Source organism: Ruminococcus sp. SR1/5 (assembly GCF_000209835.1).
Taxonomy (GTDB): Bacteria; Bacillota; Clostridia; order Lachnospirales; family Lachnospiraceae; genus Blautia_A; species Blautia_A fusiformis.
The window spans coordinates 79415-85796 of the sequence record NC_021014.1 but is presented as its reverse complement, the minus strand read 5'-3'; the positions used below and the strand labels follow the sequence as shown (position 1 = coordinate 85796).

Annotated in this window: 5 protein-coding genes and 2 pseudogenes; all 7 read right to left on the bottom strand. The window is 41.9% G+C overall.

The features are described from left to right. Positions 1-94: pseudogene (locus CK1_RS18710) on the bottom strand (hypothetical protein); the annotation flags it as partial. After that, a complete protein-coding gene (locus CK1_RS00465) occupies positions 91-498 on the bottom strand; it encodes a DUF6106 family protein (RefSeq protein WP_015524389.1) in 408 nt (135 codons plus the stop codon). The pseudogene CK1_RS18710 and the gene CK1_RS00465, both read right to left, overlap by 4 nt. Positions 499-585: 87 nt before the next feature. Continuing rightward, positions 586-1113: a helix-turn-helix domain-containing protein gene (locus CK1_RS00460; protein ID WP_015524388.1), complete on the bottom strand. Its 528-nt coding sequence runs from the start codon at positions 1111-1113 to the stop codon at positions 586-588. Positions 1114-1133: 20 nt separating this feature from the next. After that, entirely contained in the window at positions 1134-1520 is a 387-nt protein-coding gene (locus tag CK1_RS00455; protein WP_306288662.1) for a cupin domain-containing protein, read from the bottom strand. 157 nt (positions 1521-1677) lie between these two features. Then, positions 1678-2777: pseudogene (locus CK1_RS00450) on the bottom strand (glycerol dehydrogenase). A 179-nt stretch (positions 2778-2956) separates the two neighbouring features. Further along, positions 2957-3763, bottom strand: a complete 807-nt coding sequence (locus CK1_RS00445; protein WP_015524386.1) for a response regulator — start codon at positions 3761-3763, stop codon at positions 2957-2959. Further along, complete coding sequence (locus CK1_RS00440) at positions 3763-6162, bottom strand: ATP-binding protein (protein WP_015524385.1); 2400 nt, start codon at positions 6160-6162, stop codon at positions 3763-3765. Before CK1_RS00440 ends, CK1_RS00445 begins: the two co-directional genes overlap by 1 nt. Positions 6163-6382 lie beyond the last annotated feature (220 nt).

Below are 6382 nucleotides of genomic sequence, written 5' to 3'. Positions count from 1 at the left end.
CCCTTTCAGGAAACTGCGTTTTCATCGTATGCAGCATTTCCTCTGTCAGATCCAGAAGAAGTTTTATTTTACGTCCATCTTCCTGAATGATCATGGTATAGTAAGGCACATCATCTTCATAAGAGGTATAATCGTATTTTTCAGTTTCTCCGTTCCGGCATTCTTTTTATATTTTGCCACCTTTTCATGATAGTGAGGTGCAGTCACTTCCATCTCCTCAAGATTCAGCACGTGAGCTGTTTTACGATATTTTTTGCCATAGATTACATCTATGGTCAGTTGTCCGTTTTCCATGATATATTCATAGTCTCTCTGGCTAAATATGTCATAAACAAAGTAAAGCAGCGCCAGAAGAAATCCCGGAAGCATGAATGCCTGAGAGATCGTGATACCCATCAGTACAAAAATTGCCGCAAAGATCACCATTACTTTTCTGAGAGCTCCTGACATATGTTTCTTTTTTCTGGAGACCTGCTCCACAATCCTGTAATCGTACATTTCTTACCTCTTTCTATCTGCCTGATCCGCATACAGTCTGATATTTCTATTCTGTCGTGACAGATCCACAGATCTGGTTTTGTTGTTTTACCAGCCTTCCTCTGAATGGATGTCAAACTTAAGAAGCTGCTGTTCATAGTTCTCCGGACGTTTTCTCCACTCCAGAGGTGTCATTCCCGTAACCTGGCGAAAATTCCGGTTAAATGTGGAATTGGTGGTAAAACCACACTTATGTGCTATATCTGCAATTGGCTGATCTGTTTTTTTCAGATAATCACAGGCCGCCTGGATACGGATCGTATTGATGTATTCCAGCGGGCTCATCTTCATATAAGTCGTAAATATCCGGCGCAAATGAGTTTCACTGATATGACAGTATTCTGCCAGTTCGTCAATACGAAGATCCTCCATGTAATGATCAGAAATATAATCCTGGAACCTGGAGATCATATCCATGACTTTTCCTCTGCCTTCGCTGTAACGTTCTTCGCTTGAATCCCGGTTTATCCTTGCGATTTCCACAAGAAGCGATGCCAAAACTCCCTTAGCTTCTTCCAGATAAAATTCCTCTCCATCCCGCATGATATCCAGGATCTTAAGGATCTTACCTGCCATGGATCGGTTTTCTTTTTCATTCAGAAAAAGCGATCTGGAGTTGATCCGCTGAACGATTTTTTCTTTTTTACCGAATTATTAATAAATTTATCCAGGAATCCTTCTACATCAATAAAAAGATACTCCCAGCGGCTGATAGTTCCAATATCACTGTTTGTGGTATGTGGATAATTGGATGGGATCACCGTAAATTCCCGGTCATGAAACTGTACCTTATCCTCTCCAAGTATCATAAATCCCTGTCCTTCATAGCAGAATCCGATTTCCAGATAATTATGAAAATGGAGATAATCGATATCGTTCCCATAATTCTGAACCCACTTCTGTCCAAGCAATGCAAGGATGGGGCTCCCCTCCGGCATCTTATAATATCGAAGCTCCATTTTGGGTTTTCGTTTTTTTGCCACAAATATTCCTCCGTATGTTTTCTGTTCCAATATTTACTGATCTTTCTGTTATATTACAGCCATACATAAAAAAAAGCAACCTGCAGGATAACAATACTTGATAACTCTTGTTTCTGCAGATTGCAATTTTTATATCAGCTATTTACTTTTTATCTGTTTATTCCTCATCCAGGTAATATCTTCCATATGCATCTGCCGCTTTGATTGCTGCAAATACAGTTTCCGGTGTAACTTCAAATGGCATGTTGTGAAGTGTATCATTCTCCGCACATGCAGTTGTGGCAACTTCCATAAGCTGCTCATCAGTTACCTTCCCAGCTCCAAGCTCTGCCAGAGTAACAGGAAGTCCTACTTCAATGCACCATAAGATGATCTCTTCCAGATCTTCCTGGGGAATATTCTCCAGTACCAGCTGTGTGATGGTTCCGAATGCAACTTTTTCTCCATGATACATATGATGGCATTCTTCCAGTACAGTAAATCCGTTATGGATCGCATGTGCACCTGCAAGTCCTGCACTTTCAAAACCAATTCCAGAAAGAAGTGTATTAGCCTCAATCACTTTCTCAACTGCCGGTGTGCATACGCCTGCTTCCAGAGCTATCTTAGCTTTTACGCCCTCATCCATCAAGGTATTAAAGCAAAGTTCAGCCAGTGCCATGGCAGCCTCTGTTGTCTTACCTCCTGCACAGGAAGTTGCTCCGCTTCTCTTGCATGCCCTTGCCTCAAAATATGTTGCCAGTGCATCTCCCATACCAGCCACAGTAAGACGAACCGGCGATTTGGTGATGATATCTGTATCCATCAGAACAAGATTCGGATTCGCCGGAAAAAACAGATATTTTTCAAAAACTCCTTCTTCTGTATAAATAACAGACAAAGCACTGCAAGGGGCATCTGTAGATGCGATCGTCGGACAGATAAATACCGGTGTTCCCGCATAGTATGCAACTGCCTTCGCTGTATCAAAGATCTTTCCTCCACCAATACCAATGGTAAGATCACACTGCTCATCTTTTACGATCTTTACCAGACGATCAATCTCACTGTTACAGCATTCTCCGTTAAAATAATCAAAAACCACCTCACAGGTACTCTCAGCAAAGCTCTCTTCGATCGTTTTACCGATTCTTTTATATCCGCCTTTACTGATCAGAACCAACGCTTTTTTCCGCTCTTTGCAGCATAAGTTCCAAGATTCTTCATTTCTCCCGCACCCTGTAAATATTTGGACGGACTGATTAAAATTTTCGCCATTTTATACTTCCTTTCTTTGTTTTCAGAAGTCAGCCTCCGCATCCGGCTTTTGTATTTATATTATAATTGCTGTATTTTTTATTGCAAGGAGTATTTGAGGATTTATGCAGCATAACCTGAGTTACTGTTACTGTTCACTCTGTTCCTAGTAATATACTTTGTGATCACATGAAAATCAGTTACAGCCAGCTTTCCAGAACATCATTCAGCTTATTCATATCCAGCGGTTTCGCGATATGTCCATTCATGCCTGTATTTTTGGCCAGCTGTACATCTTCTGCAAAAGCATTGGCAGTCATGGCAACAATAGGCAGTTTTCCCTTTTCACCCGGAAGGCTCCTGATTGCTGCAGTTGCCTCATAACCATTCATGACAGGCATTTGGATATCCATAAAAACAAGATCATACGAACCTTTCGGAGAAGCTTCCACTTTCTCAACTGCAATTTTCCCATTTTCTGCCGTTTCCACTTTTGCACCTGTCATCTGCAAAATTTCACCAGCAATTTCTCTGTTCAACTCATTATCCTCAACCAGAAGAATCCTTTTTCCCGTGTAGTCTGATTCTGACAGCTTCTCCAGATAATTTCTTGCCGTTTTTTCTTTTCTTCCTGAAGTAAACTGCCGCAGTGTTGCCGTCAGCCGGGAACGGAACAGCGGTTTTGCAATAAAAGCATCTACACCTGCAGTCTTTGCTTCTTCTTCAATTTCGCTGAATTCATAGGATGTCAGTACAATGATGGGGATCTCTTTTCCTATCCGTTTCCGGATCTGTCTGGCAGTTTCTATACCATCCATCTCCGGCATCTTCCAGTCTAAAATAACAGCAAAGTAATCATCTTTCAACTCATGCCGTGCATAACAGCGCTCAACCGCTTCCCTGCCAGAGAGAACCCATTCACCCATAATACCGATTTCCTTTAATGTTGCAACTGTACTTTCACAGCATGTCCTATCATCATCCACAACCAGGACCGGCAGATTCATCAGATCTCTGTCCTGTTCTTTTCTTTTTCCTGAAGCTCCAGATAAATTGTTACTGTGATTTTAGTTCCCTTGTGCAAGGTACTGTCCACTTTAATAGTGCCATTCATCAGGTTCACAATATTTCTGCTGATTGCCATTCCCAGACCAGTTCCCTGGACTCTGGTTGTCCGGTGGTCATCCGCGCGGCTGAACGGCTCAAACATGATTTTCTGGAATTCCGGTGACATACCGATCCCATTATCCTCAATCGTAAATTCATAGCATCCAAGTTCTGAAAATCCATTTGGCTTTTCCTCTATGGAAAAAATAGTATTCCCGCCATCCGGTGTATACTTGATCGCATTACTCATCAGATTCACAAATACCTGCTGAATCCTCAAGCTGTCACCACAGACAGCCTCATGTTCAATATGATTGATATGTATATCAAAATTATGTTTATGTTCATCAAGCACCGGTTTCGTAAGTGTAATAAGATTATCTACCAGCTCTGACAGATTGAAATCTTCCTGTGCCAGTGTCATTTTTCCCCTTTCAATACGTGCCATATCCAATACTTCATTGATCAGCCCCAGCAGATGGCGGCTTGATTCTGTGATCTTGCCGAGGCATTCAATGACTCTGTCCTGGCTCTCAACATTTGCTCCTGCGATTGCTGTCAGACCCACAATCGCATTCATTGGTGTCCGGATATCATGGGACATATTGGAAAGGAATTCTGTTTTCGCACGATTTGCATTTTCTGCGGACCGGTAAGCCTCTTTCAGTGCCTGACGGGATTCAATCTCTGCTTTCTTCTCCTGTGTCACATCCATGGATGCCAGCAATACCTTTTCCAGCTTTACATTCTTCCATTCCAAGGGAATATAAGAAGCGATTTTATAAGTCTTTTCATCCAGGCTGCAATACTCAAACTTATAAATATCATTTTCACTTTTCAGTTTTTTCCGAATATTATCCGGGGCTATCAGGATATCTATAGCTTCCAATGGTTCCAGTGTCTTATATTTTTCAAGAACCTGCATCTGAAAATCATGATAAAATCCCAGAGGTTTATATATCATCTGTCCATTCAGATTGTAGAATTCATATCTGTCATTTTCCAGATCACAGACAACAAAGCGGTCAACCAGACGCACTATGCTCTGGATCAGCTGCTCCATGGAAGCATTATCTGCTGCCATCTGCAGATGCCGTGCGCTCTCTACCTTTGTCTCTGTGATATCACGCAGAAAGATCATGGCATATTCTGAATCCTCTATTTCGCCACGTATGACCACATTGCGGACCCATCGTTCTTCTCCATTCAGAGTGATACGGCACTCTAAAGCCAATTCGGTTTCCAGCCCCTTCAGCCTTTCTGCAATATAACCACGGTCGTAAAAAGAGGATACCGCCTTCTTATCTGTCTCCACAACATAGGAATCCACAAAATGCCGGATCAATTCATCCCACGTATGACTCTGTTCAAAGACGGTCATCAGGGACGGTTCAACCTTAAAGGTATCAAAAGTATTCGCTTCCAGATTCACATAATACTCGCACAAATCTGCTTTCGTAAAAGCCCGGTGGAAAGCAGCAGATTTTTGTGCCTGCATGATTTCTTTTTTCTCCCCATCAATGTTAATAAAAATCCCGGCAATCCTGCTGGCAGAACCATCCAGACGGCGTATTACTTCTGCCGATGCCCGAAACCACTGGTATTGATTATCCTTCATTCTCATACGATACTCTACCTGGTATTTTATCTGGTTCGTCTTATCCTTAATTGCCGCCTGAAGCTGCACCATTACTCTTTCTTTATCCTGTGGATGCAGAAGATCTGACCAGGATTCCAGTTTATTCGGAAAGTCCAGGGTGTCATGATAGCCAAGCATTTTTCGAAATTCATGACTCCAGTTTGCATTCACAATCTCACTGTTTTCGTCACAGTCAAAATACCAGAAGCCGGAACAAATAGCCTCATTGAGCAGTGCCAGATTTACATGATCCCAGTTGACCTGTACGGACATAACCCAGATCTGTCTGCCCGCCTCATCTGTCGCATCCTCTTTACAAAGCCGTACATTATTCACTGTACCGTCTGCTGCAAGGATCTGTGCTTCCCCTGTTCCGTGAAGCTGCAAAAAACGGTCTCGCTCCAGTATATCTTCCTCGTCATAAAAGAAATTTCTCAATGAGCCTTTTGTCTGTTCCATGAAAGTATCGAATGTATATCCTGTACTATGCAACAGCAGATTATCCACAGACAAAATAGACAGGTTTTGGTCATAAGATCCTGTCATTATACCTACCCCGCCATTATTTTCCAGTGTTTTCTGTACGGCCTGTGACATGGCCTGTGTCTGCCCCGTTACAGTCTCACCTAAGGAATATATTTTGTCTTCATAATTTTTCATTTTATAAAAGTCCTCTCTCCGTCTTATGCCTTCTTCATCCTGCTTTTATCTGTATACAGAAAACCTGTCCCTGCTAGTTTTGTTACCCATTTTTGCATACAAAAAGGACATCTGCCAAAATCTGCCAGTGTCCCTACTATATTCTTTAAAATCACACATCTATATAGTATAAAAGGTATCGGAATCTCTTCTGTTCAAACATCTTCTCCATATATTATGA